A 22,207-nucleotide genomic window follows, 5' to 3' on the forward strand; every position below is an offset into this window, starting at 1 on the left:
CTCGATCAGCCCGGCGTGCGGGCATGGAAAAGGCGGGCCAAAAAGCCCGAAGGCCGCCCGCGCGTCACATTTGTCGTCGTTTAATGAACGAACGACATACACGTCAACGCTCCATTCGTCACGCCCTGTGTAAGCTGCGAATGGAGAAACAAAGGATGCCCTGGCGATGTCCACTTTGCGCGAAAGCTTCACCGCGGCCATGAAAGACGCCATGAAGGCAGGCGACAAGACCCGCTTGTCGGCGGTGCGCCTGATCCAGGCCAAGCTGAAGGACAAGGACATCGAGGCACGCGGGGCGGGGAAGGGCACCGCCAGCGACGATGAGATCCTCTCCATGCTCCAGAAGGAGATCAAGCAGCGCCAGGAATCGGCCGCCATCTACAGCGAGGCCGGCCGCACGGAGCTTGCCGACCAGGAGAATGCAGAAATCGCCGTGATCTCCTCCTTCCTCCCGAAGCAACTCGACGAGGCCGAGGTCGCCGCTGCCATTGATGCGGCCGTTGCCCAGACAGGTGCAGCCAGCATCAAGGACATGGGCAAGGTCGTCGCGCATCTCAAGGGCGCCTATGCCGGCCGCATGGATTTCGCCAAGGCGAGTGCCGCGGTGAAGGCCAAGCTGTCGGGCGCCTGAGGCGCTTCTTGCCCGTCATGCTCGACAGCGGGTGTCATCCTCGGTGGCAGCGCCGGGAAGAGGGTCCATGAACGCCGGTTATGATCAGTGAGGATCGACAGCGTTCGTAGACCCCCCGACCGGCTTCGCCGATCGCCGGGGATGACGCACGACGGTTGCCACCGCTTACCTCTCCATGGTCGGCAGCGGTCGCGCTGCAGGCGCGCGTGAGGTGGGAACGCCCGCCAGCAAACCATCAACCCTCACCCGCCCCTCTCCCCGCAGGAGAGAGGGAGAACGCGAGTGTGGGCACGATGGCTCCTGTGGACGGGCGGGATAAGCCGCTCAACAGGGGATAACTTTCCCGCGCCTTGATCGCGTCTTCCCTACGTAAGAGCGTCGCGATGCCGCCGCCCTTGCTTTGGCCGCGGTCGGGGACCATCCTTCGGTGATCATGCGTTTTCCGCCCTCGATTCTCGAAGAAATTCGGGCACGGCTGCCGGTCACGGCGGTCGTCGGCCGACGCGTGCGGCTGACCAAGGCCGGCCGCGAATGGAAGGGGCTGTCTCCCTTCAACGCGGAGAAGACGCCGTCTTTTTATGTCAATGATCACAAGGGTTTCTATCACTGCTTTTCCTCGGGCAAGCACGGCGACATCTTCACCTTCCTGATGGAGACCGAGGGGCTGGCGTTTCCGGAAGCGGTGGAGCGGCTGGCGGCGGATGCCGGCGTCACGCTGCCGAAGATCTCGCACGAGGCGCAGGCCGAGGAGGAGCGCCGTCGCGGCCTGCATGAGATCATGGACATGGCGACGCAATTCTTCGAGGCCAATCTGGCCAAGAAGGAAGGCGCGCAGGCCTTACGCTATCTGGAGGGGCGGGGGCTTGGCCGCGAGGCGCGCGCGCGGTTCCGTCTCGGCTACGCCTTGCCCGACCGATTCGCACTGCGTGAGCATCTCGCTGGCCAAGGGGTTGACGCAGATGCGATGATCGAGGCCGGACTTCTGGTCAATCGCGAGGATGTGACCATCCCGCACGACCGCTTCCGCGACCGCATCATTTTCCCGATCACCGACATGCGGGGGAGGGTGATCGCCTTCGGCGGCCGCGCAATGAGCGCGGATGCGCCGGCCAAGTATCTCAACTCCTCAGAGACGCCGCTCTTCCATAAGGGCCACGTGCTCTACAACCACCAGGCGGCCCGCAAGGCTGCGCATGACAAGGGCACGGTCGTTGTCGTCGAGGGCTATGTCGACGTGATCGCCATGACCATGGCGGGCTTTCCGCATACGGTGGCGCCGCTCGGCACAGCCTTGACCGAGGAACAGCTCAATTTGCTATGGCGCATGGCACCGGAGCCGATCCTTTGTTTCGATGGCGATGGGGCGGGGCGGCGCGCGGCCTATCGCGCCATAGATGTGGCCTTGCCGCATCTCGTCGCGGGCCAATCGCTGCGTTTCGCACTGCTGCCTGAGGGACAGGATCCGGATGATCTCGCCCGTAGCGGCGGCGCCCCGGCCATCGCGAGAGTGCTGGATAACGCGCAGCCACTCGTCGACCTGCTCTGGATGCGGGAGGTAGAAGCTGCCTCCCTCGATACGCCCGAGCGTCGAGCGGCGCTGGAGAAGCGGCTGTTCGGACTGCTCAACGGCATTCGTGACGAAGACCTGCGGCGCCATTACCGGGCGGAGATCAGCCAGCGGCTTCGACAGCTGCTGCCACAATCCGGCGGACGCGGGCAGGGCTACCAACAGGGATCTTTCCAGCAAGGGCGCGGTCCCGGCTATGGCGGACAGAATTTCGCCAGGAATGGCCGTGGCGGGCGGGATGCGCGACAGCGGCCTGGCAGCGGGCCGCTACGTGCCAGCCCGAGCCTCGCCCGGCACCCGCTGTTCGCCGCCACGAGCGCCGGGGCGCCGCGTGAAGCATTGATCGTGTTGACGCTTCTTGCCCATCCCGAATTGATGCACCGGTACGGTGAGGACGTAACGTCACTTGATTTTGCCAATGCAGATGCGCTACGGCTGCGAGCCTGCCTGATCGACAGGGAAGCCTTGGCGATGGATGGGGTGCTGCCGTCCGATTCGCTTCCGCAGGAGGTCGCGCTGGCAGCCGAGCGGCTGCGTGTGGTGGTGCGTCACGGGGATGTCTGGGCCTTTGACCGCGATGCCGATTTGTCGGCTGTCGAGGAGATATTGCGGCAAGCACTGATCTTGCATCGGCGCGCATTCACGCTACATAGCGAATTGAAGGCTGCCGAACGTGCGCTTGCCGACGATGAAAGCGAGGCGAACCTCGCGTGGTTGACGGAGGTGCGCACCCAGTTGACCTCGCTCGACGGAGCAGAGGCCGACCGGGAGGCGGCAAAGAAGATCTGAACCCTCCTGGAACCGCCCGCGATGAGCGGCGGGTTTGGGCGGCGGAGTTGTTTGATGGCGTGTGGGCGCGCGGCGCCGCAGTTTTCGAGATTTTCGGTTCGGCTTGCCGAGACCGGGGGTTGGTTAACGGTTAGTCAAGCGGTCACGCGCTTGAATGAAGAATGAGACGGGTGGCTGAGCGTCGGGGCTCATGCTGCCTTTTTGTCTATGAGCGCATATGGCTGACGCGATAGGCTGTGTGCGAGTGGAGCATGGAACATGGCGACGAAGACGACCGAGCGGGAAGACAACCAGGAAGTCGCAGAGCCGCAAGCTGACGGCCCGTTGCTCGATCTCAGCGATGGCGCTGTCAAGCGCATGATCAAGGTCGCCAAGAAGCGCGGCTATGTAACTTATGACGAGTTGAACGAGGTTCTCCCGTCGGAGGAATTTTCCTCCGAGCAGATTGAGGACGTGCTCGCCCAGCTTAACGAGATGGGCATCAACGTCATCGAATCGGAGGAAGCCGACGATTCAAACAATGAAGGCGAGAGCGAAGAGGAAGAGGCCGACGGCGGCGAGATCGTCGAGCAGGCCCGGTCCTCAGTTCCTGTCAAGGTTGAGAAGGCGAGCGAGCCGGCCGAGCGCACGGACGATCCCGTTCGCATGTATCTGCGCGAGATGGGCTCGGTCGAGCTTCTGTCGCGCGAGGGCGAAATCGCGATCGCCAAGCGCATCGAGGCGGGCCGCGAAGCCATGATCGCTGGCCTCTGCGAGAGCCCGTTGACGTTCCAAGCCATCATCATCTGGCGCGACGAACTCGTCGAAGCCAAGGTGCTGCTGCGCGACATCATCGATCTCGAGGCGACCTATGCCGGCCCCGACGGCAAGGTGGGCCCGCAGACCGATGGCGAAGGCGAGGAAGAAGCCGCCGAGCCCGAGATGGCGTCCGAGCCGGCCATGCCCGAAGGGGACATGGACGAGGACGACATGGAGAACAACGTCTCCCTGTCGGCCATGGAAGCGGAGCTGAAGCCGAAGGTGCTGTTGACCTTCGATGCCGTGGCAGAGAACTACAAGAAGCTGCGCCGCCTGCAGGACCAGGACATCGAGAACCGCCTGCAGAATCTGAAGCTGTCGCCATCGCAGGAGCGGAAGTACAAGAAGCTCAAGGAAGACATCATTGTCGATGTCAAATCCCTTTCGCTGAACCAGAATCGAATCGATTCGCTCGTTGAGCAGCTCTACGACATCAACAAGCGCTTGATTGGCCTCGAGGGTCGATTGATGCGTCTGTCGGAGAGCTATGGCGTGTCGCGCGAGGACTTCCTCAAGCAGCATCAGGGCTCTGAGCTCGATCCGAAGTGGATTCTCCGCGTCTCCAAGCTCGGCACGCGCGGCTGGCGCGAGTTCGTCGCCAATGAGAAGGACCGCATCCGCGAGTTCCGTCAGGAGATCCAGACGCTCTCGTCCGAGACCGGCCTTGAGATTCTGGAGTTCCGCAAGATCGTCTCGATGGTTCAGAAGGGCGAGAAGGAAGCCCGGCAGGCCAAGAAGGAGATGATCGAGGCGAACCTCCGGCTCGTGATCTCGATCGCCAAGAAATATACGAACCGCGGTCTGCAGTTCCTGGATCTCATCCAGGAGGGCAACATCGGCCTGATGAAGGCCGTGGACAAGTTCGAGTATCGGCGCGGCTACAAGTTCTCGACCTATGCGACCTGGTGGATCCGGCAGGCGATCACCCGTTCGATCGCCGATCAGGCCCGCACCATCCGCATTCCGGTGCATATGATCGAGACGATCAACAAGATCGTCCGCACGTCGCGCCAGATGCTGCACGAGATCGGTCGTGAGCCTACCCCGGAGGAACTGGCGGAAAAGCTCGCCATGCCGCTGGAGAAGGTGCGCAAGGTTCTGAAGATCGCCAAGGAGCCGATCTCGCTCGAGACGCCGATCGGTGACGAGGAAGACAGCCACCTCGGTGACTTCATCGAGGACAAGATGGCAATCCTGCCGATTGATGCGGCGATCCAGTCGAACCTGCGTGAGACGACAACGCGCGTCCTCGCCTCGCTCACGCCCCGTGAAGAGCGCGTACTGCGCATGCGCTTCGGTATCGGCATGAATACGGACCACACCCTCGAGGAAGTGGGCCAGCAGTTCTCGGTAACTCGCGAGCGTATTCGCCAGATCGAGGCTAAGGCCCTGAGAAAGCTGAAGCATCCCTCAAGGTCGCGGAAGCTTAGAAGCTTCCTCGACAATTAGTCCGCGGGGGTGGGCTCCGGCTCGCCCACGCAGCCGCCTGAGGCACGTAGTGTTGCCTGGTCGCATCAGGACGGTTAGCCCTGGCGCCTGAACGGAGAGGAATGGACCCATGTCGTTTTTGAAATCTCTCTTCTCGCGTCGCTCCTCCAGTGAACCGGCTGCGCCCAAGACGTTGAAGACCTTGGAGCACAAGGGCTTTCTCATTCGCGCGGAACCCTTTCAATCTGAGGGGCAGTACCAGACCGCCGGCGTGATCCAGAAGGAAAGTGATGGCGTTCTGCGCGAGCAGAACTTCATCCGCGCCGACCGGTTCACCTCCGCCGACGAAGCGGCGGAGTTCGCGCTCGCCAAGGGCAGGCAGATCATCGATGAACAGGGCGAGGGGTTGTTCCGTTGATCGGGATGGCTTTGAAGCCTTTCATGAAGTAGCCTGAAGCGCACTCAGAGCGCTTGCTTCCCACGATTGTCTCACTTGTTCATGGGGCTAAATCCGGCTTTGGATCAGAGCTGATGTTGCCTTGACGGGTCTTCCCGCAGTGAACATAATGAGAACAAATCAATGAGACGGGGACGACCCTGCGCGGTCTCGCAGGGTTGTATGCGTCTTTTTTTCGCGATGGATTGCAGTCGAAGAAAGGCATGCCCACATGAATGCGCGCATGACCGAAGACACGTCCCTCTCCGACGCCGATAGCAATGGGATCAAGCCCATGTTGGCAGACGTTGGTGCGCCGGCGCCTCCCGCGCCTATTTTCATAGAGCCGGCCGCCTCGGACGCGGCTGCGACGATCACGTCGATCCAGAACTCGCTCAAGGGGTTGTCCCTCGACGGGCTGCGATCGATGATTTCGATCCGCGACTGGCTTCTCACTGAGGCACGAGAGAAAAAAGACCAGACGTCACTGCTGACAACGCTTGCCGAGCAGCTCAATGCAGCAGGCGTGCCGATCGATCGCGCATCGATGACCACCGAAACTCTGCATTCGGAGCATGCGGCGGTCACCAGCGTGTGGCTGAAGGGGGGCGACAGCGAGCAGAAGGCCTTTCCCTATTCGGGTAATGCGGACGGCACTTACGAGCGCAGCCCTTTCTACCATGTGCATCAGACTCGCGAGCCCTTGTTCCTGGATCTGCGCGAAACGCCGGATGACCGTTTCGGCATCATTCCGGAGCTGAAGGCCGAGGGCTATGTCGGCTACAGCTGCTTTCCAGTTTTCTTCGCCAATGGTGACGAGAACGGAATCTCCTTCGCGACAAAGTCAAGCGAGGGGTTTTCCAAGTCCCACCGCACCTTTCTTGAAGGCATCGTTCCCGCGCTGGCTGCGGCGATGGAGATCCGCGCCGGTTATGCGACGCTCGACCAGATCCTCAGGGTCTATATCGGCGATGAGCCGCATCAGCGCGTGCTCTCGGGGGATGTCCGGCGCGGGCAGGTCAGCCGTATTCGCTCCGCTATCCTGTTCGCTGACATGCGTAGTTATACGCGGCTCACGTCGAGCATGCACCCCGAAGACGTGGTCAGCCTGCTCAATGTGTATTTCGACTGTCTTGTGCCGCCGATCGAGGCAGAAGGTGGAGAGGTGCTCAAGTATCTCGGCGACGGGCTCCTGGCGATTTTTCGAGACAGGGGCGACGACACCGGGGCCGCTGCCCAGTCCGCGCTTACAGCTGCGCTTGACGCGCTGGCCCGCATCGATGCCGCCAATGCGTCGGGTGTGGCTGGCGTGCCCCTGAAAGCGGGCATCGCCTTGCACCATGGCGAGGCGGCTTACGGCAATGTGGGCTCCGGCCAGCGGCTGGATTTCACTGTCGTCGGCCGCGACGTCAATCTCACGAGCCGCATGGCCGGGCTCAACAAGGTGCTGGGCGAACCTCTCCTTCTCTCGCGGCCCTTTGTTGAGCATTTGTGGGCCGATCCCCGCAGCCTCGGCTTCTTCGAACTCGATGGGCTCGACGGCACGTTCGAGATCTACTCGCCCTAGATGCCTCACTGACGCACTCTGCGACCGAGCTATCCTCCCCGCGGAGGCACATGCTGGCGATCTGTGCTTCGTCGATGCAACTGAACCGTTGCATCTACTGATAGATTTTATTGAAACGTACAACTTTGAGGTGAACCTCGAATTTACACTCTGCCTGTAGCCTGTCCGGATTGCATGTTTGGGAGCGTCCAATGAGCAATCGCGGTTCTGCCCACGGGGGCGGGAACAGGGACAGGCGCGGGTCGACCGCGCGGCGTTTCGCGGCGGCCAGTCTCCCGCGGCGCGGCATGCGGAGCGTTCTGGCGAAAGCTCAGGCGTTCGGGCGCGCCGATAACGCCAATATCGTGCTCTGGTTCGCGTTCATGCTCCTGCCGATTTTGCTCGCTGCGGGGGCGGCCGTGGACTATGCGCGAGCCGCGACCTTGCGCACGAAGCTGCAGCAGGCGACTGATGCCGCGACCCTTGCCATAGCGCCTTTCGCCGGCCAGAAGACAGATGCCGAGCTCAGGGCCATGGCGGAGAACTTCCTGCGTGCGGCCATGGCTTCCGCCATCAGCAGCATGGGCGGGCGGGACGTCCGTATCGACTCCATTACGATCAGCGCGGATCGCGGTGATGTGACGGTGGTCAGCTCGGCAGGTTATGAACCGATGGTCATGAGCATCGTGAGCTCTGGCGGCGAGGCGATGACGGTCAGCACCCTGTCGCGGACCATCGCGTCCGACGTGGAATACGAGATCGCACTCGTAATCGACAATTCCGGCTCAATGTCGAGCAATGCCGGGTCGCAGAATAAGATGCAGGCGACGAAAGCGGCGGCCATCAAGCTCGTGGACGCCATGTTCTCGACGCCGCAGGCCGTCAACCGCACGAAGATCGCGCTGGTGCCCTTCAATCTCTCCGTCAACACCGGCGGGCAGGTGCCCAGCATGTACACCGACACGGCGGGTCGCTCCGAAATCCACTGGCCATCGAACATCTTCGAGGGGCGGCCCAGCAATCCGCGCACCGAGTCCGCGACCTGGCCACCACAGTCGCGCTTTGATCTTTTCGCCGAGCTTGCGGCCGTTAAATCAAGCTATGGCTGGGGTGGCTGCTTCGAGATGCGGCCCGGCGCCATCGGCACGACAGATACCCCGCCGGTGACCTCCCCCGTGAGCCAGGCGGATTTCAATACCTTGTTCGTTCCCCAGTTCTGGCCGGATGAGCCCGACGCCAACAACGGTTCCAACTATCGGTTCACGTCGGGAAAAACGACGACCACCTGGACCTATCTCAACAGCTACCTGAACGACAATACTGCCAACGCTTGCAAGGGCTCGAGCAATCAGACGGCGGCCGGCGAGTATGTGAAGGCCCAGAACAAGCTTTGCAAGTATAGGTCGGCGAAGGTTCTGAGCGGTGGCGACGGCCCGAACTATCTGTGTTCCTCCCAGGCGCTGACGCGTCTGACGAATAATGCTTCGAGCCTCAAGACCAAGATCAACCAGATGGTGGCGGATGGCGGGACCAATCTTGTCGAGGGCTTCATGTGGGGCTGGCGCACCCTCAGCCCGCGCGCGCCGTTCGCGGATGGAAAGGCTTATACGGAGCGCAGAAACCGTAAGATCATCATCATGATGACCGACGGAAACAATCAGTGGCTGCAAGCCAACAACCACAACGACTCATACTACTCGCCCTTCGGCTTCTACACGAACAACCGCATTGCTTCAGGCCTGACGACAACCCAGGCTGCCCGCAACGCGATGGACGCGAAGACTCTCGAGGCCTGCAACAATGCCAAGGCTGCAGGGCTCATCGTCTACACCATTGGCTTCGATACCGGATCCGATATCGACGCCCAGGGTAAGACGTTGCTTCGCGACTGTGCGTCCGCGGATTCCAGCGGCACCCAGAAGCTGACCTACATCGCCACCGACAGCGCCGATATCGTGGAGATCTTCAACAATATCGCGCGGCAGCTCGGAAGCCTGCGCCTCGCACAATAGGCGAGCGGAAATTGCCCCGGGCCTGATCCTCGGCCTCTAGCGGGGTCCACCGTGATGAATGGATAGGCATCGCCATAAAACGGCGACGATCCCATTCGTCGCGCGTTTCCAGATTGTCTTGCCGGTCCACCTTGACCGCCAAACTGTGCCGTGTCATCCAGAGCGTCGAAGAGGTAGCCGTCAGTGACGTGGGTTCGCTCGGTATCTCTCGTGGGCCTGTAGCTCAATGGTTAGAGCCGACCGCTCATAACGGTCTGGTTGCAGGTTCGAGTCCTGCCGGGCCCACCAATGATTTCAAGTGCTTACAAAGATGGCCCTCTCAATCTCCAATGAAATCTCCAACGATTACGCTGATTTCTTTGGTTTGAAGCCACGGACAGCCTCGGCAAGATAGTCGGGGTGGTGGTGCCCATAAGTCCTCTCGACCATCTCAGGCGACATTCCCAGGAACCCGGCTGCCGTCCAGATCGGTACGCCATTCTGCATAAGCCAAGTCGCGGCGGTGTGCCGAAGGGTGTGGGGGGTGACTTTCCCGTCCAGGCCCGCCTTTTCCACTGCCGTCCCGAACGCCGTCTTTACCGAGATAACTGGCTTGCCGTTCCATTGGACGAAGTGCTCCCCGGCGATTCCCTTTGCCTGCCATCGCCGCATATGAGCAAGAAGGTGAGGGGGGATAGGAACCGGAGGCTGACGCTTGTTCGTCGCCTTCTTCCCCTCAGCAAGCCGATAGAAGATGCCGCGATCGAGGTCGACATAGGACCGACCGATGGCTTTCGACGGGGACGCAGCGGCCAATGCAGCGGCCCGCGATCCGGTATAGAGGCCCAGGAGAATGAAGCGGGCGACGTGCCGCAACGGCCGCTTGTCGGTGGGTAGCACTTTGCCGGTATCCGGGCCCCGATGCCGCTTCTGCTCCTCTCGGGCCCGCCAGCACACCCATAGCAATCGCGCCGCTTCATCGCGCGTCAGCCATCGATCGCGCGCAGTCCCCTTCTCGGGGAGCGCGACCTTCACGACGCCACGATGCAGGCCCTGCTTTGCGTGGTGGTTAATGGCGGCCCGCAAATCTTCCAGATCCCGGCGAGCGCCTCCCGCCGTCGGAGCGGTGGGCGTGCCCTTGGGCCGGTGCTTGGCTGTGGCCCGGCGTTGCAGCTCAACTGCCCTGCGATGCTCGACGTAGGCGCGGCATGATTCGCCCGTGACGTCGGACAGCATTTTGCCGCCCCACCATTCGGCGAGACGGCTCAAGCGCTGATCGAATGTACGCAAGTTTGCCTGACGCTGGCGTGTATCGTCGTCGTAAATCGAAAGCACATCGGCAATATCGATGCGTTCGATGTCTCGCTCTCGCCGCTCCGGCCTGTATTTTTCTGCTATATATTCTTTTAGGCGCTTTTCCGCTTGCTCAATTTCGCCAGCAGCGCATCCCGTGGGGATATGCTCGCCGCCGTCGAGAATGAACCAGGCAGCATTGGCGATGCGCTTGCCCGTTCGCTTATCGATCCGCTCCTTCCGGAGCCAGAGCCGGGCGCCCTTCGCTGGACGTGGCATAGCCGACGCATCTCCTCAATTGCCCTGAGCGTAGTGAAGTCCTTGCCAGCGATTCGCTCGACTGCCAGCCGTCCCCGCTTCGCTTCATTACGGAGGCCGCTCAAGGTCATGCCCCCGTGCGGGAACCCATAGCGCACAGCATCCACCAAGCGAAGGGGCTCGTCCGGCCCGATGTTGTCATTCGACGCGGCCATACATCGCCCCTAGTAGTTCACATGCGCCGCTTCGGGCACGGACGCCCAGACATCGTCATGGGCCGTCATCTGGTCTGCCTCGACTTCACCCATGGCCTTTGCAGTTGCCGCGTTCGCATGCGAGAGCACAGCGGCATAGACATGCGCGGCAGCGTCTTCTTCCGGTAGATGTTCTGAGGCAGCAAGAGCCTCTTCGCCGGCTGTGGCCATGTCAGGAGACCACTCCAGCTTCACGACGGCGTAGCCTTCCTCACGTAGGAGGCGGGCAGCGGCGATCACGTTTGGTGACGTCATTTCTCAACCTCCCAACCTCTCACACCAGTCAATCCGCCTTGGGCATCGGCCCCGAGGGCAATCATACCGCACGGCCAGTCCGCGCTCGACCATGATGTCGGCAACGTCGTGACCCCGGTAAAAGACCCGTGCCAGGGTGCGGCGGTATCGATCCTTGGTGCCCGCCCGCTCGACCCGAACGCCATGGGCGACCATCTGGCGCAAGGCCGCGGTGGCCTTATCTCCAAGTGCCTTTTCAGCCGGGCAATGAGCGTCGAAGGTCTCCGGCGCGTCGATCCCGACAATCCTGATCCGCTCGCGGCCTACTGCGATCGTATCGCCGTCAAGCACGAGGATGCGCTCTTGAGCGACAGCAGGTGTGGCCAGAACGAGCGCCAGGACGGCGGCGCGGAACCCGGACCTTAGATGCTTGTTGATTCGGACCATGCCTCGTCTCTGGTTTGAACCGGTTGATATCTGGATCTCTGACAGCACGCGACGAACGGTCACGAGCGTGGAAGAAGCGGCACGGATGTTGATGGAGAAATGGCCTGAGGAATTCGCGACCTCCAAGAAACACCTCGCGGCTCGCAAGGCCTGCCTTGCGGCCCTTGCTGATCCGTCGCCTGCATCCGCCGCCAAAGCTCGCGCAGCCCTTATCAAGGCTGCTGAGGAAGCGGGGATGGGGTGAGCACGGGATCAATGTCGTCATTCCCACATCCATCGCAGTCAGGGCACACGGCGACCGCCTCGTCGCCAATGTCACCAGGCGATGGATCGAGGTATCGATCCCAATCCGTAACTATCTCGCCGTTGCCACAGCATCTCTCGCATTGGATCCGGTGGCTCATCTCACTCTCCCTTGAGGGCGGCGCGGTTGCGGATCTCAGCGAGTAGATCCTTGTAGGCCGCGTACCATTTGGTCTCGTGCTCTGGATCGAGGCTGATCTCCGCGTCCCAGAGCGCCTTCTCTGCCTTATCGGCGCGGGCTCTCGCTGCAATATAGCGCTCGCATTGCCAGTTGGCATTGCGCTGCGTTTCCGATTGGAACATCATCGCTTCGTTGAGTTGTTCCTTCATCCTGTCGGCGCGGGCTTTCTCTGCCGCCGCGGCGCGACGGGAGACCAGCAACTCAACCGCCATATCGTGCGTCTCATCCGAGGATGGTGTGCCGCGACAGATCAATTCTTCAAGGCGGGCATCTGTTACCAGCCGGTATCCGGGCGCGGTCATGGGCGGGGCTCCTTTGCGCGTGTGCGCTTGTTCCATTCCCGCGTCGCATTGCGTTCGCCGCGATGGTTCTCGGAGCTCGGATCGCAACCGTCGCCTTCGCCCGAGGGACCACGCGCCAAGCATGAGTTGCAAATGACGGCGAAGTCGCCGTAGTCCATGCACTCAACGAAACTGTCAGATGTTCCGCAGAACGGGCACGGCTTGCGTTTCGCGATCCGGGCCATTACTTCCCCTCCGGCTTGCTAAGGGCGGCGATAGATTTAGAGACGGTTTCTTGCCAACCACGATCAAGTGCGGCTGACGCATTTGTACGAATGACAGAGAGAACACCAGGATAGTCATTCTTGGTTTGTGCCAAGATATATTCGAGCGTTCCGCGTAGCTGTCTATTCTCTGCCTCCACATCCGGCGACGGATCGGGCTTGTTCTTGTACAGCGGGACGATATGCCGAGGATCAAACTCATCAGCTTCGTGCTTGTCCATAGTAACGCTAGACATGCGCCCTGTGTTGCTAGCGATTATCCCCCAAGCAATCGGCTCCGCATCCGTCACAGCCTCGGCGCGTTCCGTCTCGCGGCCGGCCTTGAACCAATATTCAGCGCGGTCCTTGTCCGATGTGGGCTTGAGCAGCCAAGGCCGCTCTTTCCACGCTGCCTCAAAATCAGCGCGCTCCTTGTCTGTGTTGGTCATGGCTTAACCTCGCGATTTGGCTTGAGGGTGCGCGGCAACGGATACGGCTCACTGCTGTTTTTGCTCGGGTTCCAGCATGTCGTCTCGCCCACGCTGGCGCGTTCGGCGCCACCCAGGAAAATTGCCGTGTCAGGGTATTTCGCTTGCAAGTCTTCCGGCAGCGTAGACCCGGACCAGAGATCAAAGGTCGTGATCCGCTGGCCTGCATAAATCGACGGCTCGATGTACTCGATATCGAACCTTCGACCGGCCATGCCTCGGAACGATCCGCTTGTACGATCGCCGGGGCGGTAGACGTGCCCCTCTATAATCGTCATTTGGCGATGCTCTTTTGCAAGCCGTTCAGCGAAGTCGCGCCAGTAGTCGCAGCCAAAGCAAAGGCGTCGTTCCAACATGTTCGTGCGATGCGGTTCGCAATATGTATTCCGAGCTTCTTTCCCGCATTGGACGCACGTGAACTCGTGATAGACGACATCAGTCTTAAAGGTCGGCGTGATAACCCTCGGCTCGCTCATGGCTTCTTCTCCGCGAGGGCTTCGATGCCAGCGAATGGCGGAAGTTTCTTCTCGATATTGTCCATCACCAAGCGCATCAGTTCGCCATACGCCTCGCGCTTTGCCTGTTCGCAGAGACGGGTGAAGGCCCACAGAAGAATAGGGCGAAGCTCTTCAGCGGTGACGCCCATCTGTTCCGGGTCGTCATCAGGGCTGGTTCTGTCCGAAAGCTCAGCTATCTCGCGGATAACCTCATCAGCAAGTTTCTCATCCCCCACATCAGGAGCGGCGGGAAGGGCGCGGGAGGCGAGGGCTCTTTCTACTTCGGCGGCAATCGTGCTGACCTTGAAAGGCGCTGTGATATCGTCGCGGTAACATTGCCGCTTTATCCATTGGAGTGCTTCCACCACGCGCCGCAACTCCGCGATCTCATCGGGGGTCATCTGGATTTTCCTTGTATGGGGAGGCGGCGAGCACTGCGTCATACGACGCATGGTCGATCGCGACCTGATAAGGGTCAGCCACGCGCTGGCGGGATAGCAAATCGGCATCCCCGTCAGAACCGCCGCGTGATTTGTATTGGACGAACCAACTCACGTAGCGGACATCGTCCGTTAGATCCTTCGGCACCACCACCCCCTCACCATCCATCAGCGCAAGTGCTGCGGCGTCGGTGAGGTGGAGGGCTTTGAGGATGGCGTCGGCCTTTCGCAAGGCGTCCGCTTTGCTTTGCGCAACAATGTCGGACGCCCATACATCATCCGAGCTTCCATCACCGACATAGGGAATGAATGAATGCGGGTCGATAAGCCTCGCCAGCCGCTCACGCGCTTCCATGGCTGGCCTCCAGCTTGGAGAGGAGGGCGCGGGCCTCGTCGCGTGTCCGCTCTATGTCCGCTCGCCCGCAAACGTGCCCGCCCTCACACTCGCATTCGTTGCTGTCGAGCCAGAAAGTTAGGTGCTTATCCACACGATGGAGGAAGGCGGCACCAACGGAAAGCTGGGGCTTTTTGGCACGCCTCGGCGTGGCCTCGCGTGTGTCAGTCGGCATGCTCAGCCTCCATCTGATCGATGTTGCAGCGGTGCGCGGAGAAGGTGTAGGCGGCAACCCAGGGGTTGGCTTCCCATGAGCCAGGACCGTTGATCTCGGTCCAAAGCGCGGCATAGGCCATTCGTGGCGTGGGGTATCGCCAACCTTCGCGGCGCCACGTCCATGTGTCGTGCATGGGGTCATCGCCGATCGCCGATCGTTCAAAGATCCCCTCCGCGATCGCGTCTTCCTCGCTGATGTCCTGGAGACGTTGGACGCGGACGTCCGTGGCGACCAGTGTCAGGCGCGATGCCCAGCGGGGCATGTGGATAGATGGCTTCCACCTGGCCTTGCCAAATTCTGGATGCTCATGGGCGTTGGTCGCGGCATAGACAATGCCGTCGCCAACCGGGCAGGCGAAACCGCCATTGGCCGCGCAGCATTCATCGACTGTTCTGCCCAACGTCTCGCCAGGAGCCAGATCCTTGATGAACGTCCAGTTCCAGCTCTCGCGGACATAGAGCCGGTCGCCCTCGTTGATCCGCTGCCGGACCTTGAAAGGCCCGATCGGCGTGTTGAAGAAGTGGCTATCCGGCTCGTCCGAGGCGTAGTGGATGCCCGCGTACCGCGCACCCTCGGGCGGCTGCGGCTTAATAATCCGCCGCGTCTGCGTCTTCCGGCCTTCAAGCAGAGCGCGGACCATCGGCCCGCTGAACAGGATAGGACGATCAGCCATCCGCCTTCTCCATCTGCGCTATCAAAGCCCTGAAGAGTGCGGTGAGGAGGGCGAGGGGTTCGGTTTTACTGGTGGCTGTTACCTTGTTGCTTTTAGAGCCGTGCCATCCCTCGCGGTCGCACTCCCACAAGGATGCCCGCGCAAGGTTGCCCCATAACGAGACCTCACGCGCCCAACCCGGCAACACCCGCTCCACGAGCGCAATGGCGGCGTCGAGGGATGAGGTGTATGGAAACGCCTTCTCTTGCTCTATCGACTTCCCGGCCTCGTCGTATCCCCATCCGCGCCAATCCACGGACCAGTCCCAAGGCTGATCCAAGGCAATGGATACGGCCCTATCGAGCCAAATATCCGCCCCGCCCGCCTTCTCAAGATCCGCGAGGACAGAGCGGTAGGCGATCAGCTTTTCTTTGACTTCGGCGCTCATCTGCTGCTGCCTCTTATAAGTTAACAATTTTACGTCAGCCGTTAACTTTCCTGTGGAAAGCAATGTGGGCTTTGCTACACTCCCGCCACGGGCGCTGGGGAGCGCCTTTTCTCTTGGGGGAGAGAGATGATCTGCAATGCGGATGGACCTATTACAGTTACAACGTGGGAAATAGTTTCTGAGATTGACGGAAGCGTTGCTTTGTTTCTGCTTTCATCGCGCGGGAAATGTATATTGAGGCCCAACAGTCCGACCGGTATTGAATGGTCGATGACCAGGGAACAGGCGTTGCGGCTTAGCGCTGATCTTGAGGCGGCGGCATCACGCGACCGGATCAGCCGTAAAATGGTCGCGGCTTAACTCACCGCCAATACGTCACGCCATCGTCACACAGAAACCCGGTCTTGCCGGGTATCGTGATGGTCTGGAAATTCAGCGACCCATCGGTCGCGACACCATACCCAAAGCCAGCGCTAGGCGTCGCCTTGCCCACGACTTTGCAGTTGTGGGCAATGGCGAAGCGTTCCCAATTCTGCTGATCTTGCCAGACGGCGAGGGCGAGGAAGCCAAAGAGCCCTACCATGCCGGAGCCCCAGAGGAGAGGGGAGTCGATCATGGGGTCAGGCCCCGCTTAGCCTTGGCACGGGAAAGTATGGTGAGTAGGTCGACCGGAGGGTCGGGATCCCTAGCTTCCGCCATAGTCAGGGCCGCACCGATGCGATCCTCGACGCCGGCAGACGGGGCATAGCCACCCCAAACGGCGATCCGCTCAAGCTCGTCTCGTGCCAGCTTCAGCGCCTCCACCAGTTCATCATGCGCGTTGACCGCGCAAATGATGAACCAAGGATCGCCTTCTGCTCCCCCGTCTAGGTAGAGGTGGCCGATGTACCCGTCGCCGTCTTGCGGGCCGTGACGTAGTAGAACATGAGCGCCCATGCTGCCGCCGCGAGTTCGCTCGATCCACCAAGGCCCCGGCGTCCGTTCTCTTAACCCGTCCATAGACACACCTCTCCCGTCTGCGCCTAAGCCGCGCCCGTAAAGCTGATTGTGGAAGTGATTCAGACGTCCCAGTCGGGATCGAGCATGCGGTTGCGGCTGTGCCACCAGTCTCGGACGGCACGAACCGCAACCGCCGCACAGGCGCCAGCTAAGAACGCTATCCCCATTAGCGCTGTGGCGCCCTGTTCAGTGGCCATCCCCGAACCTCCGGACATAGCGGGCGGCGAGAATGGCCGCGTCGATGTCGTCGATCCGCTGCTCGGCTGGAACACGCCTAGCGTTGGGCTCGCGGCGGCGTTCGTGGGGGATGCGCTGGAGTTCGTAGGATCTTAAGGTGCGAAGGTGTCGGAGGATGTGGGGCGCCTTGAGAGACGTATGGAGGCCATTGAAGAGCCAGCGCAGCTGCTTCGGGTGCTCGACGAAGTCTCGGGCAACCGCCTTGAGGTGGCTGACGTTTGCCGACTTATTCCGTTGCTTGTTGAGCGCATAGACGACCGTTGTATGGTCGAGCCCAAGCGCAGCCCCAATCTCCGATACCGCCATAGCGCAGTCGTGTCTTAATCTGCGGATTGTCTCATGCCGCGCGCTGACAGCGGCACGAGACCTCGAGGGCGACAATATGATGTGGGCTGGAACACGCATTGAGGCGGCCGTCTCGCGAACCACTTCTTGCACAGCAGGAGTCATGAAATCCTCCCGCTGCGCTTGGCCAAGCAATATTCGAGTAAATTAAGGTAGGCGTCGACAATATGATCGTTATGAAAACCACGGGCGAGGGTCTTGGCGATTTCCGCCGAGCCCACGTAAGACACTATCGTCAAGCCGTCTTCCAGCTTGATCTCCAATTGTGGGCCAATTGCCTTGACCTCTACGCCCTTTACCACGGTGGATTCTCCTGCCGGTAATCTTCTTGTTGGGAGCGTTAGCGGGAGAGGTCTTCTTCTGGGGGTGGTGTGGGTGGTTGTTTCCATCATCGCTTTGTCCTCTGTGCTGCGATGATTGGAATTTACACGAGATTCGAATTCCGTCAAGTGAATTCATATCAGAGGAATTCTCAGCTGGACCCGGCAAGAATGATTTTGTGAATTGCCCTCACACGAGCCAACGGCACGGGAGGCAGATCGATGGACTTCGGATTGAACTCGTGGAGAATCAGGCCTTCGTCGCCCTGGCCGACGTATTGCTTGACGATCCCTTCTGTGGGCTCGGACTCGCCTTCATCACTCAACTGGACAACGACAAAGTCTCCGCGTGCGACGGGGAGTCGAGGGTGCACGTAAACGGTTTCGCCTGGGAAATACCTCGGCTCCATCGATTCGCCGTAGACAAAGACCGCGTAAGCGCCACTCACATGCTCGAGCTGCGGGGGGCACGGCACAACGTCATATGTGGAGTCGCTGATGCGGAATGAGCCAGTGTTTCCGCCAGCCGCGTAGCCCAAAACAGGGAGCGTCTTATTCCCTTGGGGCGGCATTTGAGGAAGCGGCCCGAACGTGCCGAGGGGCTTCGCTGAGCCCTTAACACGAAACCGCGTCATGACGGGCGGGTCATTCGGCGCCGCGCCCTCTTCCTGCATGCGTGCCTCGTTCAAGATTCGAAGCGCCTCGGCCTCGTCCATGCCAAGTGCCGCAGCGATTCGGAGAAAGTTTCGCGGAACCCTGGACTTCCCGAGTTCGATTTTGTTGACGGTGCTGGCGTCCAGACCGACTAGTTCGGCGAGGTATGGTTGAGTCCATCCTCGCGCTTCGCGCTCTTTTCGAACACGGTCCCCGAGCGTCATTTTTAATACCCTTCAGAGAAAAGTTTTCTGAATTCTCTATTTCACACAACGGCTTAGATTTCAATGGCGCGAAGCGGGAAGGAAAATCACGAGAATTCGTTTGACAGAATTAGAATCTTCGGCAATATTCCATCATCCCAAACAGCGCGAGCCACGCCATGAGACAGACGCAATTCCGTCCGCTCTTTGACTTCCGCAACAAACGTCAGCGCATGCTGAGCTTCTCGCCTGGTGCCAGGCGCGATGAAGACAGCTACCACCCATATGTCGACCCCGACTTCGATCGCCACGGCGGTCGCGTCTCCCTCTCGCCCGATACCGGGCGCCGCCTCGCCGCCCGCCGGCTGGAGGTGTGACATGGGCAAATCAGTCACCTCCTTTGAATTCGCCATCGACACACAGAACCATAATGTGCGGGTGGTCGATATCGACGGTGCGCCGTGGTTCGTGGCAGCTGATGTGTGCAAGGTGCTTGGCCACAGCAACACAACGGTGGCTATCCGCATACTCAGCGACGACGAACAGGCTAAATCCGATTTAGGGTCACCCCGCCCAGCTAATATCATCTCCGAATCCGGACTCTACAAACTCATCATGCGGTCGGATAAGCCGCAGGCCCGCACATTTCAGGACTGGGTCACGCGAACCGTCCTACCCGCCATCCGAAAAGACGGCGCCTATATCAAAGGCGAGGAGAAGGTCGCCTCCGGCGAACTCTCGGACGACGAGTTTGTTCTTCGCGCCATTACCCTCCTGCAGACGAAGGTCGAGCGGCTCACGGCTGAGCGCGATGCTCTCGCGGCCCAGTCCGCCTTTATGACCTTGGATCAGTACCGGGCGGCTAGCCGAGCGTCATGGCATTGGAGCTACAGGCGCACTCTTGCGGCGGCGGCAAGCAAGCTGGCCCGAGAGCGCGGCATCAAGCTCGAGAAGCACACCCGCGAATATACGCGGGACGGGCAGAAACTCACAGGCGCGGTCAACATTTATCCGCGCGGATTGCTCGACGAGGCACGTCACAAGGTCGGCGAGCCGGCTCAGTTCGCGGCTTAAAGAAAGATACCGGAATGACACCAGCACCAGACCTGAGATTACATCCGATCGAGCCTGAGAGCGCGACCAGTATCGCCGCGCGTCTCCTGGATGAATGCGGCGGAGATCGCTCAGCCGCGTCGAAGAAACTGATATCGGTGGCACGTCGCCGCAGGGACTGGCACGAGGATATTTTTCGCCGATGGGCGGACGTTGCAATAGGCGAAGCGGCTCGCGCTCGAAACGAGGCTATTCGGACGCCCCTTCGCGTTGAGCCCACGCCAACCAGCCTAAACAGGGCGCGGACCAGAGCAGCGCGGTTTGGCGCGGCGGTGACCCACAGCATCCTCGACTACGAGCTTCGCCTGAACGGCAAGTCCATTTTGCTGAAGAATGCGACCGCCGAGGAAGTGCTCGCTGTCGCCCAGCACTACCTCTCGCAGGGCACAACGATGATCCGCACCGGGCGGTGGCTCGAGCGCGTCGCGGCATCAGTGCCGGACGGCAAGCGCGTCGGCGAGGTCTTGGGCGTGAAGGAATTGGAGAGGCTGCAGACGACCTCTCGGAAGGAAGCCGCGTGAGCGGCGGGGCGGGCCAGTCGATCGGCGCAACCCACATGCGATGCGCCCGCCCCTACTGAATTCGTGGGCCACAGTTCAAACGCAAACCATCGTCGGGGCGCCCACGTACCTCTTTGGCTGGCCAATGTTCCCGCGCAACCCAATGGATTGTCGCCAGCCAATTCTATGACGATGGGGCCAATAGCGCAGCGCAGCCCTTAACCGGACCGCCCCATCGCCACCCCCACGCTGAGGGCCGCCCCCTTTACGCACCCCAACACCCCTGCGCCCTCAGCAACCCACTCAGGAGACTGCCATGCTTTCCGTCGCCGAAATCGCCCAATCGACCTCCCGGAATTCAAGATCTGCTGCTGGCCAGTCTACACGCGCAACCCATGGATTTCGCGCCAGCAGCAACCCCACGCATAGGGAGCGGGCCGTCCATCGGACGCAACCCATTGATCATCCGCCCGCTCCCTATGCCGCTCCAGACATCATCCCACTGGCACCCTACGAACCGACAGCCGAGATCCAGGAGGCGACAGACCAGATCATCGAGTTCTGGCGGCTGCGCCAGGACATGGTGTCAGCGCAGACGAAGTTGATCCTGCAGGCGAAGTCACTGCTACGGCGCGCCATTGGCGGTGACAAGAAGGAGGCGTCAGCGGCATTCGATCGGATCAAGGCCGGGGAGGCTCATCCGTATTCGGGACACATCTTCCCGCACCTTGCCGCTCTCGAGCCCATCGAAAAGCAGCGCGCCGCCTATGAGAAGTCGCTCGTAAAGCTCGTCCGCACCCTTCCGATCCATGCATGGGCGAAGTCCATCAAGGGGCTCGGCGACATGTCGCTTGCCGGCATCGTCGGAGAATGTGGGGACGTGGGCACCTACAAGAGCGTCTCGGCTGTGTGGAAGCGGATGGGGCTCGCCGTGATCGACGGCAAGGCCCAGGGCCGGCCGGGGGCAGGCGCGTCCGCTGACGATTGGATCAAGCACGGATACAGCAAGCGCCGCCGCTCTGTGTCCCGCGTCGGGCTTCAGTATGTGATCGGCAGCATGGGTCTATATCGCGCGCCGTTCGGCGCGGATGACCCTGGCGCGACCTATTACCAGAAGGTCTTCACCGATCGCGCTCGCTACGAGGCGCAGGCGCTCGGCTTGCCAGTCAAAGAGTCCAAGACCGGAAAGGATTCGTACGACGCGCACGTCGCAAACCGCGCTCTGCGGTATGTCGAGAAGCGAGTGCTGAAGCACTTGTATTTGGAATGGCGGCGCGCATAGCGCTGCCGGGGCGGGCCGAGAAGAAGACGCAATCCATTGTACGTTCGCCCGCCCCAACAGCTTGACGTGAGATGGGCCATCGATCTCGCGCAACCCAAAAATGGATCGCCTATCTCACGTCATCCCTTTGTGCGGGCCACAGTGCGCACGCAACCCAGTTGACGCGCGCCCGCACCCTATGACGGCCGACGGCCGTCATAGGAGAAATTGGTTGGGGTGGGGCCAAGTTGCTATCGCAACCCACAAAACTAACGCCCCGCCCCCACCAACCCCAAGAGAGCGGGGCCGAGTGCCCTTCGCAACCCAGGGTCTCCGCGCCCCGCTCTCCCACCGCATCCCCCATGGGGGATGTGGACCGCCGTCGGCCAGCTGGGGTGCGCGCCCAGCTAGAAGTTGAATGAGAGTTGGTCGAGATGGGAACGCCAGTGAGCACAGACATGCTCAAGGCGTCCAAACCGCCAGCGGACGTAGGCCCGCACTCTCACCACCTTCGACTTCAACATGTTGGCCATGTTGTCGTCTCCCTGGTTCGAGGCAGGGGGGAGCCCTGCTGCCCCGGTCTTGCTTGCGCAAGACCGTGCCCCGTGCGGGCGCAGCAAATGCTGTCGAACCAAGGCCACTCTGACGGCGGTCCAAGTCAAGTTGAGCATGCACTGCTTTTACTGTCCAGCCGCAGCTGTGGCGCCCCGTAAAAAAGTAGGGCTTGCAAAACGTTAAC

General features: G+C 61.0%; 27 protein-coding genes and 1 tRNA gene. 12 read left to right on the forward strand and 16 right to left on the reverse strand.

Features of this window, described 5'->3' with window-relative positions; all coding sequences use genetic code 11:
• The first annotated feature begins 166 nt into the window (after nucleotides 1-166).
• The 7 genes from KIO76_RS11190 to KIO76_RS11220 all read left to right on the forward strand — a co-directional run bounded on the left by KIO76_RS11190 (nucleotide 167) and on the right by KIO76_RS11220 (nucleotide 9,495).
• On the forward strand, nucleotides 167-631 hold the full coding sequence (locus KIO76_RS11190) for a GatB/YqeY domain-containing protein (RefSeq protein ID WP_213323344.1): 465 nt from the start codon (nucleotides 167-169) through the stop codon (nucleotides 629-631).
• Nucleotides 632-1,064: 433 nt separating this feature from the next.
• Complete coding sequence (gene dnaG / locus KIO76_RS11195; protein ID WP_213325222.1) at nucleotides 1,065-2,987, forward strand: DNA primase; 1,923 nt, start codon at nucleotides 1,065-1,067, stop codon at nucleotides 2,985-2,987.
• Between the two features lie 258 nt (nucleotides 2,988-3,245).
• Complete coding sequence (gene rpoD / locus KIO76_RS11200; protein ID WP_213323345.1) at nucleotides 3,246-5,234, forward strand: RNA polymerase sigma factor RpoD; 1,989 nt, start codon at nucleotides 3,246-3,248, stop codon at nucleotides 5,232-5,234.
• 109 nt (nucleotides 5,235-5,343) lie between these two features.
• Nucleotides 5,344-5,631, forward strand: a complete 288-nt coding sequence (locus KIO76_RS11205) for an HlyU family transcriptional regulator (protein WP_213323346.1) — start codon at nucleotides 5,344-5,346, stop codon at nucleotides 5,629-5,631.
• 262 nt (nucleotides 5,632-5,893) lie between these two features.
• The gene (locus KIO76_RS11210) at nucleotides 5,894-7,216 is read left to right on the forward strand and encodes an adenylate/guanylate cyclase domain-containing protein (RefSeq protein WP_349629374.1); all 1,323 of its coding nucleotides are present in this window, start codon (nucleotides 5,894-5,896) and stop codon (nucleotides 7,214-7,216) included.
• A gap of 191 nt (nucleotides 7,217-7,407) precedes the next feature.
• Nucleotides 7,408-9,207, forward strand: coding sequence for a TadE/TadG family type IV pilus assembly protein (locus KIO76_RS11215; protein WP_213323347.1), 1,800 nt, complete (start codon nucleotides 7,408-7,410; stop codon nucleotides 9,205-9,207).
• A 212-nt stretch (nucleotides 9,208-9,419) separates the two neighbouring features.
• Nucleotides 9,420-9,495, forward strand: a tRNA-Ile gene (locus KIO76_RS11220).
• 57 nt (nucleotides 9,496-9,552) lie between these two features.
• On the opposite strand, the gene KIO76_RS11225 is transcribed toward KIO76_RS11220, so the two are convergent.
• The 3 genes from KIO76_RS11225 to KIO76_RS11235 form a co-directional block, all read right to left on the reverse strand.
• Entirely contained in the window at nucleotides 9,553-10,758 is a 1,206-nt protein-coding gene (locus tag KIO76_RS11225) for a tyrosine-type recombinase/integrase (protein WP_213323348.1), read from the reverse strand.
• Between the two features lie 203 nt (nucleotides 10,759-10,961).
• A complete protein-coding gene (locus tag KIO76_RS11230; protein WP_213323349.1) occupies nucleotides 10,962-11,246 on the reverse strand; it encodes a hypothetical protein in 285 nt (94 codons plus the stop codon).
• A gap of 3 nt (nucleotides 11,247-11,249) precedes the next feature.
• Nucleotides 11,250-11,672, reverse strand: a complete 423-nt coding sequence (locus KIO76_RS11235; RefSeq protein WP_213323350.1) for a thermonuclease family protein — start codon at nucleotides 11,670-11,672, stop codon at nucleotides 11,250-11,252.
• On the opposite strand from KIO76_RS11235, the gene KIO76_RS11240 reads away from it, so the two are divergent.
• On the forward strand, nucleotides 11,671-11,916 hold the full coding sequence (locus KIO76_RS11240; protein ID WP_213323351.1) for a DUF982 domain-containing protein: 246 nt from the start codon (nucleotides 11,671-11,673) through the stop codon (nucleotides 11,914-11,916). The two genes, KIO76_RS11235 and KIO76_RS11240, sit on opposite strands and share 2 nt — an antisense overlap.
• Before the next feature lie 161 nt (nucleotides 11,917-12,077).
• Here the strand turns inward: KIO76_RS11240 and KIO76_RS11245 are convergent, their stop codons facing one another.
• The 13 genes from KIO76_RS11245 to KIO76_RS11310 all read right to left on the reverse strand — a co-directional run bounded on the left by KIO76_RS11245 (nucleotide 12,078) and on the right by KIO76_RS11310 (nucleotide 18,615).
• Nucleotides 12,078-12,458 carry a hypothetical protein gene (locus tag KIO76_RS11245; RefSeq protein ID WP_213323352.1) on the reverse strand — a complete coding sequence of 127 codons (381 nt, stop codon included), beginning with the start codon at nucleotides 12,456-12,458 and terminating at the stop codon, nucleotides 12,078-12,080.
• 223 nt (nucleotides 12,459-12,681) lie between these two features.
• A complete protein-coding gene (locus tag KIO76_RS11255) occupies nucleotides 12,682-13,149 on the reverse strand; it encodes a hypothetical protein (RefSeq protein WP_213323354.1) in 468 nt (155 codons plus the stop codon).
• Nucleotides 13,146-13,664, reverse strand: coding sequence for a hypothetical protein (locus tag KIO76_RS11260; protein ID WP_213323355.1), 519 nt, complete (start codon nucleotides 13,662-13,664; stop codon nucleotides 13,146-13,148). Before KIO76_RS11260 ends, KIO76_RS11255 begins: the two co-directional genes overlap by 4 nt.
• Entirely contained in the window at nucleotides 13,661-14,086 is a 426-nt protein-coding gene (locus KIO76_RS11265) for a hypothetical protein (protein WP_213323356.1), read from the reverse strand. Before KIO76_RS11265 ends, KIO76_RS11260 begins: the two co-directional genes overlap by 4 nt.
• The gene (locus KIO76_RS11270) at nucleotides 14,073-14,480 is read right to left on the reverse strand and encodes a hypothetical protein (protein WP_213323357.1); all 408 of its coding nucleotides are present in this window, start codon (nucleotides 14,478-14,480) and stop codon (nucleotides 14,073-14,075) included. Before KIO76_RS11270 ends, KIO76_RS11265 begins: the two co-directional genes overlap by 14 nt.
• A gap of 203 nt (nucleotides 14,481-14,683) precedes the next feature.
• Nucleotides 14,684-15,409, reverse strand: a complete 726-nt coding sequence (locus KIO76_RS11275; RefSeq protein WP_213323358.1) for a hypothetical protein — start codon at nucleotides 15,407-15,409, stop codon at nucleotides 14,684-14,686.
• Nucleotides 15,402-15,836 carry a hypothetical protein gene (locus tag KIO76_RS11280; protein ID WP_213323359.1) on the reverse strand — a complete coding sequence of 145 codons (435 nt, stop codon included), beginning with the start codon at nucleotides 15,834-15,836 and terminating at the stop codon, nucleotides 15,402-15,404. The genes KIO76_RS11275 and KIO76_RS11280 overlap by 8 nt, the downstream gene beginning before the upstream one ends.
• A gap of 361 nt (nucleotides 15,837-16,197) precedes the next feature.
• Nucleotides 16,198-16,452, reverse strand: coding sequence for a hypothetical protein (locus KIO76_RS11285; protein ID WP_213323360.1), 255 nt, complete (start codon nucleotides 16,450-16,452; stop codon nucleotides 16,198-16,200).
• Nucleotides 16,449-16,835: a hypothetical protein gene (locus tag KIO76_RS11290; RefSeq protein ID WP_213323361.1), complete on the reverse strand. Its 387-nt coding sequence runs from the start codon at nucleotides 16,833-16,835 to the stop codon at nucleotides 16,449-16,451. The genes KIO76_RS11285 and KIO76_RS11290 overlap by 4 nt, the downstream gene beginning before the upstream one ends.
• Before the next feature lie 59 nt (nucleotides 16,836-16,894).
• Entirely contained in the window at nucleotides 16,895-17,032 is a 138-nt protein-coding gene (locus tag KIO76_RS11295; RefSeq protein ID WP_213323362.1) for a hypothetical protein, read from the reverse strand.
• Nucleotides 17,022-17,522 carry a helix-turn-helix domain-containing protein gene (locus tag KIO76_RS11300; RefSeq protein ID WP_213323363.1) on the reverse strand — a complete coding sequence of 167 codons (501 nt, stop codon included), beginning with the start codon at nucleotides 17,520-17,522 and terminating at the stop codon, nucleotides 17,022-17,024. The genes KIO76_RS11295 and KIO76_RS11300 overlap by 11 nt, the downstream gene beginning before the upstream one ends.
• Nucleotides 17,519-17,719, reverse strand: coding sequence for a hypothetical protein (locus KIO76_RS11305; RefSeq protein WP_213323364.1), 201 nt, complete (start codon nucleotides 17,717-17,719; stop codon nucleotides 17,519-17,521). The genes KIO76_RS11300 and KIO76_RS11305 overlap by 4 nt, the downstream gene beginning before the upstream one ends.
• Before the next feature lie 170 nt (nucleotides 17,720-17,889).
• Complete coding sequence (locus KIO76_RS11310) at nucleotides 17,890-18,615, reverse strand: helix-turn-helix domain-containing protein (protein ID WP_213323365.1); 726 nt, start codon at nucleotides 18,613-18,615, stop codon at nucleotides 17,890-17,892.
• Nucleotides 18,616-18,773: 158 nt separating this feature from the next.
• On the opposite strand from KIO76_RS11310, the gene KIO76_RS11315 reads away from it, so the two are divergent.
• The 4 genes from KIO76_RS11315 to KIO76_RS11330 all read left to right on the forward strand — a co-directional run bounded on the left by KIO76_RS11315 (nucleotide 18,774) and on the right by KIO76_RS11330 (nucleotide 21,489).
• On the forward strand, nucleotides 18,774-18,971 hold the full coding sequence (locus tag KIO76_RS11315) for a hypothetical protein (protein ID WP_213323366.1): 198 nt from the start codon (nucleotides 18,774-18,776) through the stop codon (nucleotides 18,969-18,971).
• A gap of 1 nt (nucleotide 18,972) precedes the next feature.
• Nucleotides 18,973-19,668, forward strand: a complete 696-nt coding sequence (locus KIO76_RS11320) for a BRO-N domain-containing protein (protein WP_213323367.1) — start codon at nucleotides 18,973-18,975, stop codon at nucleotides 19,666-19,668.
• 311 nt (nucleotides 19,669-19,979) lie between these two features.
• Nucleotides 19,980-20,228: a hypothetical protein gene (locus KIO76_RS11325; RefSeq protein WP_213323368.1), complete on the forward strand. Its 249-nt coding sequence runs from the start codon at nucleotides 19,980-19,982 to the stop codon at nucleotides 20,226-20,228.
• Nucleotides 20,229-20,523: 295 nt separating this feature from the next.
• Nucleotides 20,524-21,489 (forward strand): hypothetical protein, encoded by a 966-nt coding sequence (locus KIO76_RS11330; protein ID WP_213323369.1) that lies wholly within the window; start codon nucleotides 20,524-20,526, stop codon nucleotides 21,487-21,489.
• Nucleotides 21,490-22,207: the final 718 nt, after the last annotated feature.

The organism is Chelatococcus sp. YT9, assembly GCF_018398315.1.
Lineage (GTDB): Bacteria > Pseudomonadota > Alphaproteobacteria > Rhizobiales > Beijerinckiaceae > Chelatococcus.

Coding starts and splice junctions, on each gene's coding strand:
- KIO76_RS11190 (WP_213323344.1), top strand. CDS start 167: ATGTCCACTTTGCGCGAAAGCTTCACCGCGGCCATGAAAGACGCCATG.
- dnaG (WP_213325222.1), top strand. CDS start 1,065: ATGCGTTTTCCGCCCTCGATTCTCGAAGAAATTCGGGCACGGCTGCCG.
- rpoD (WP_213323345.1), top strand. CDS start 3,246: ATGGCGACGAAGACGACCGAGCGGGAAGACAACCAGGAAGTCGCAGAG.
- KIO76_RS11205 (WP_213323346.1), top strand. CDS start 5,344: ATGTCGTTTTTGAAATCTCTCTTCTCGCGTCGCTCCTCCAGTGAACCG.
- KIO76_RS11210 (WP_349629374.1), top strand. CDS start 5,894: ATGACCGAAGACACGTCCCTCTCCGACGCCGATAGCAATGGGATCAAG.
- KIO76_RS11215 (WP_213323347.1), top strand. CDS start 7,408: ATGAGCAATCGCGGTTCTGCCCACGGGGGCGGGAACAGGGACAGGCGC.
- KIO76_RS11225 (WP_213323348.1), bottom strand. CDS start 10,758: ATGCCACGTCCAGCGAAGGGCGCCCGGCTCTGGCTCCGGAAGGAGCGG.
- KIO76_RS11230 (WP_213323349.1), bottom strand. CDS start 11,246: ATGACGTCACCAAACGTGATCGCCGCTGCCCGCCTCCTACGTGAGGAA.
- KIO76_RS11240 (WP_213323351.1), top strand. CDS start 11,671: ATGCCTCGTCTCTGGTTTGAACCGGTTGATATCTGGATCTCTGACAGC.
- KIO76_RS11235 (WP_213323350.1), bottom strand. CDS start 11,672: ATGGTCCGAATCAACAAGCATCTAAGGTCCGGGTTCCGCGCCGCCGTC.
- KIO76_RS11245 (WP_213323352.1), bottom strand. CDS start 12,458: ATGACCGCGCCCGGATACCGGCTGGTAACAGATGCCCGCCTTGAAGAA.
- KIO76_RS11255 (WP_213323354.1), bottom strand. CDS start 13,149: ATGACCAACACAGACAAGGAGCGCGCTGATTTTGAGGCAGCGTGGAAA.
- KIO76_RS11260 (WP_213323355.1), bottom strand. CDS start 13,664: ATGAGCGAGCCGAGGGTTATCACGCCGACCTTTAAGACTGATGTCGTC.
- KIO76_RS11265 (WP_213323356.1), bottom strand. CDS start 14,086: ATGACCCCCGATGAGATCGCGGAGTTGCGGCGCGTGGTGGAAGCACTC.
- KIO76_RS11270 (WP_213323357.1), bottom strand. CDS start 14,480: ATGGAAGCGCGTGAGCGGCTGGCGAGGCTTATCGACCCGCATTCATTC.
- KIO76_RS11275 (WP_213323358.1), bottom strand. CDS start 15,409: ATGGCTGATCGTCCTATCCTGTTCAGCGGGCCGATGGTCCGCGCTCTG.
- KIO76_RS11280 (WP_213323359.1), bottom strand. CDS start 15,836: ATGAGCGCCGAAGTCAAAGAAAAGCTGATCGCCTACCGCTCTGTCCTC.
- KIO76_RS11285 (WP_213323360.1), bottom strand. CDS start 16,452: ATGATCGACTCCCCTCTCCTCTGGGGCTCCGGCATGGTAGGGCTCTTT.
- KIO76_RS11290 (WP_213323361.1), bottom strand. CDS start 16,835: ATGGACGGGTTAAGAGAACGGACGCCGGGGCCTTGGTGGATCGAGCGA.
- KIO76_RS11295 (WP_213323362.1), bottom strand. CDS start 17,032: ATGGCCACTGAACAGGGCGCCACAGCGCTAATGGGGATAGCGTTCTTA.
- KIO76_RS11300 (WP_213323363.1), bottom strand. CDS start 17,522: ATGACTCCTGCTGTGCAAGAAGTGGTTCGCGAGACGGCCGCCTCAATG.
- KIO76_RS11310 (WP_213323365.1), bottom strand. CDS start 18,615: ATGACGCTCGGGGACCGTGTTCGAAAAGAGCGCGAAGCGCGAGGATGG.
- KIO76_RS11315 (WP_213323366.1), top strand. CDS start 18,774: ATGAGACAGACGCAATTCCGTCCGCTCTTTGACTTCCGCAACAAACGT.
- KIO76_RS11320 (WP_213323367.1), top strand. CDS start 18,973: ATGGGCAAATCAGTCACCTCCTTTGAATTCGCCATCGACACACAGAAC.
- KIO76_RS11330 (WP_213323369.1), top strand. CDS start 20,524: ATGCTTTCCGTCGCCGAAATCGCCCAATCGACCTCCCGGAATTCAAGA.